Genomic DNA, 3,699 nt, shown 5'->3' with positions numbered 1-3,699 from the left:
CGATGACACCGGGGCCCACGAAGGCGACGCGGCGTACTTCTTGGGGGGTGGTGGGGCTGCTTATGGTGGTGTCCTCTGTGGGGGTACGAGCGTGGGGGGGGCGTCGGCGTCAGGAGCGGGGCTTCAGGCCGAGCTTCTGGCGGGCCTCGTCCGGGGTCGCGACGCGCGAGCCCAGGTTCTCCGTGATCTGCACGGCGCGCTCCACGAGCTGGGCGTTGGTGACCTTGTTGCCCTTGCCGAGGTAGAGGTTGTCCTCCAGGCCGACGCGGACCTGGCCGCCGAGCAGGATCGACTGGGCGACCCACGGCATCTGCATGCGGCCGAGGGCGAAGCTGGCCCACTGGGCGCCTTCGGGAAGCATGTTGACCATGGACTGCAGGACGCCCGGGTCGGCGGGGGCACCCCACGGAATGCCCATGCAGAGCTGGAAGACGGTGGGGTTGTCGAGGAGCCCCTCGGCGAGGAGCTGCTTGGCGAACCACAGCTGGCCGGTGTCGAAGATCTCCAGCTCGGGGCGGACGCCGAGCTCCTGGATGCGCTTGGCGCCCTGGCGGAGCATGTCGGGCGTGGAGATGTAGAGGTTGTCGCCGAAGTTGAGGGAGCCGCAGTCCAGGGTGCAGATGTCGGGCAGCAGGTCCTCGACGTGCGGGAGGCGGTCGAGGCCGCCGACCAGGTCGGTGCCGGGCAGCTCGCCGAGGTCCTGCAGGGGCACGATGGGGTCGATGACGAGGTCGCCGCCCATGCCCGCCGTCAGGTTGATGACGACGTCGGTGCCGGTCTCCTTGATGCGCTCGACGACCTCGCGGTACAGGCGCGGGTCGCGGGACGGATCGCCGGTCTCGGGGTTGCGGACGTGGATGTGGACGACGGCGGCGCCCGCCTCGGCGGCCTCGACCGCCGAGGTGGCTATCTGCTCGGGCGTGACGGGCACGTGCGGGCTCTTGCGGACGGTGTCACCGGCGCCGGTCAGGGCAGCGGTGATGATCACGTTGTCGTTCACGGGCATGGTGAACTCTCCCTCGGGGTGGGGTGTTGTGTGCGGGGGTGTTTTCGAGGTCAGTGCGCGGTCAAGGTGGCGTCGACGTAGGCGACGAGGGACTCGCGCATGTCGTCCGGGCCGGTGCCGGGGCTGTCGGGCCCCGAGGCGAGGACCTGCGTGGCGAGGCCGTCGATCAGCGCGGTCAGGCGCAGCGCCGCGGCTTCGGGGTCGGCGAGCCGGAAGACGCCTTCGGCGATGCCGCGGCGGATGACGTCGGCGACGGTGGTGCGCCACTGCCGGTAGTAGTCGGCGTGCAGTCGGCCCATGGCGGTGGAGCGGGCGGCTTCCGCCCACAGGTCGAGCCAGACGCTCCACTGCCAGCGCTGCTGCGGGGTGCGGGGGATCTGCAGCTCGATGAGCTGGCGCAGCTCGTCGGCGGTGTCGGCGGCGTCCGCGATCCGGGCCGCGCGGCGCGCGGTGTCCTCGTCCATGCACCAGCGCACCGCGGCTTCGAGGAGGTCGTCGCGGCCCGGGAAGTGGTAGTGGATGGCGGCGGTGCTGGTGTCGCAGGCCGCGGCGATGTCCTGGACGCGGACGGCGTGGAAGCCGCGCTCCGCGATGAGCCGGACGGTCTCGCGGACGATCTGCAGGGGGCGGCCGCCCTCGGGTGCCACGGCGCGTTCGCGCCGCGCGGCGGGCTCCGGGGGCCGGGCGGCGCCGAGCAGCCAGCCCGCGTCGACCCCGCCCGTGTCCGCGATGCGGGCGAGCTCCGCGGCCGTGAAGCGCCGGGTGCCGCCAAGCGAGCGGGAGAGCTTGGAGGGGTCCATGACGATGCGGCGGGCGAATTCGCGCTGGGTCACACCGGCGTCGGCGATCACCTTGCGGACGCGGTCCGCCACCTCGGGGTCGTACTGCATGGTCGGGGACCCTACCCGTGCGTTGCGACGAACGCAACGCACGGACAGCGCCTATCCCTTCCTTTCACCTTGCACCACTGCACTCCCGGGCGGAAATTGCGCTTCTGACTGACGGATCAGTCGGAGGCGTCATGCTGCTTCCGCACCCCGCTCACGAAGTCGTCGAGGAACGGGTCGGCGATCTTCACCGGCCCGCGCTGGTGGTGCTCGGCGGGGTCGACGGTGATCCGCGCGATCCGCGCGGCGACCCCGTCCATCGCCTCGCGCTCCCGCCGTGCCGCCGCCGTGTCGCCGTCCTCGATCGCGGTGAGCGCGGCGAGCCCGTGCCGCAGCGCTTCGCCCCACAGCTCGGTGGCGTCCAGCCACCGGTCGGCGTCGTGCAGGAACTGCCGGTCGGGCACGCCGGAGCGCAGGGCGGCGGGCGCGGCGCCGATCTCCTTCGCGACGGGGGTCAGCGCGCGGATCGCGGCCCGTGGATCCGTCTGGTACGTCTCCCAGAAGGCGTCCAGCTTCGGGCCGAGGACCGGCGACTGCGGCTGCCAGTTCTCGGCCCCGAAGGTCGGCGCCATGTGGTTGAGGTCGACGAAGGTCTGCACGGCGTCGGCCGTGCGCGCGTCGCCGCCCGCGAGGTGGAGCGCCGCCTGCCGTCCCGAGCGGGTGCGGTCGTACCCGTGGTCGTTCCAGGAGAAGTCGTTCATGGTGAAGACGGCGAGCTTGCTGGCCGCTTCCTGGTTCATCGGGTTCGACACGATGCCGCTGAGATGCCCGGAGAGGCCCTTCTCGCGCTTGTCGTAGGGCGCGAGGAGCAGCCGTCCGGCGGTGCGGGCGAAGTCGTTGACCGGGTAGTTGTCCCAGACGAACACCTTGCGCCCGAAGAGCGCCGAGGCCTGCTGCGCCTGGGAGTCGGTGATCTCGGGCGGCACGGTGTCCGTGCCGGTCCACATCACCTCGACGGCGCGGTCGAGGTCGGCGCGGAGTTTCTGCTTGTAGGCGGTGTCGGTCAGGTCGCCGTACTCGGTGGGCACGGTCTGCAGCGGGTTCGTGCCCTCCTTCCGCTCGATGAACTCCCGCTGGACGGTGTTGAGGAGGCCCACCTGGGCGGCGGCCGCGGGCCCGCGGCCGGGCGCGCCGAACTTCGACTCGTCGGCCGCGCAGTTCCACTTGGTGTAGCTGATGTCGTCGAGCGGAATGGAGAAGGACCGCACGCCCAGGTCGTACATCGACTGCAGCTTGCCGGTGAGCGCCGCGACGTCGGCCGGGTCGGAGTAGCAGATGGAGGCGCCCGGCGACACGGCGAACGTGAAGCGGACGTGGTTGCCGCCCGCCCGGTCCACGAGCTTCCGCNNTGGGCGCGTACACGTACGTGTTGGCCTTGGTGTCGCCGAGGAAGTCGAGTTGGTCGAGGCGTTCGGTCTCCGTCCAGGGCGGGCCGTAGAAGCCCTCGATGCTGCCGCGCAGGGGCATGGCGGGATGGTCGGAGACGACCGCACCGGCCACCGACGTGCGCGTGACGAGCTGACGCAGGCTCTGCACGGCGTAGAACTGCCCGGCCGCGTCCGTGCCGCCGAGCGCGACGGTGCGGTGGGCGACGCGCAGCGCGTACCCCTCGGGCTGCTCCGGCACGTCGGTGCCGCCGAGCGCCTCCGCGATGTCGGGGCGGGTCGCCGGGCCGAGCAGGAAGGTGAGCGGGGCGCGCCCCGACGCCTTCCCGCGTACGTCGATGTCGCGCACCCCGTGGGCGCGCAGCGTCCGGGTGAGCCGGTCCCTGGCGGCCTGGTCCGTGCCCTCGCCGACGACGAGTTC

4 protein-coding genes are annotated in these 3,699 nt (G+C 72.1%); all 4 read right to left on the bottom strand.

Features of this window, described 5'->3' with window-relative positions:
- Positions 1-109: 109 nt before the first annotated feature.
- Complete coding sequence (locus AOK03_RS36030) at positions 110-1,006, bottom strand: beta-keto acid cleavage family enzyme (protein WP_055569600.1); 897 nt, start codon at positions 1,004-1,006, stop codon at positions 110-112.
- 50 nt (positions 1,007-1,056) lie between these two features.
- A complete protein-coding gene (locus tag AOK03_RS36025; protein ID WP_055569599.1) occupies positions 1,057-1,896 on the bottom strand; it encodes a TetR/AcrR family transcriptional regulator in 840 nt (279 codons plus the stop codon).
- A gap of 116 nt (positions 1,897-2,012) precedes the next feature.
- Complete coding sequence (locus AOK03_RS45270) at positions 2,013-3,188, bottom strand: beta-N-acetylglucosaminidase domain-containing protein (protein WP_482256478.1); 1,176 nt, start codon at positions 3,186-3,188, stop codon at positions 2,013-2,015.
- Positions 3,189-3,242: 54 nt separating this feature from the next.
- On the bottom strand, positions 3,243-3,642 hold a 400-nt coding region (locus tag AOK03_RS44505; RefSeq protein ID WP_244177883.1), incomplete at its 3' end, for a beta-N-acetylglucosaminidase domain-containing protein.
- Positions 3,643-3,699 lie beyond the last annotated feature (57 nt).

The organism is Streptomyces atriruber, from assembly GCF_001418325.1.
Lineage (GTDB): Bacteria > Actinomycetota > Actinomycetes > Streptomycetales > Streptomycetaceae > Streptomyces > Streptomyces atriruber.
Note: the sequence above shows the minus strand (reverse complement) of the source record. Positions and strands in the feature narration are given on the sequence as shown.

Excerpts from the sequence above, each read along its gene's own strand:
- AOK03_RS36030 (WP_055569600.1), bottom strand. The coding sequence starts at position 1,006 with ATGCCCGTGAACGACAACGTGATCATCACCGCTGCCCTGACCGGCGCC.
- AOK03_RS36025 (WP_055569599.1), bottom strand. The coding sequence starts at position 1,896 with ATGCAGTACGACCCCGAGGTGGCGGACCGCGTCCGCAAGGTGATCGCC.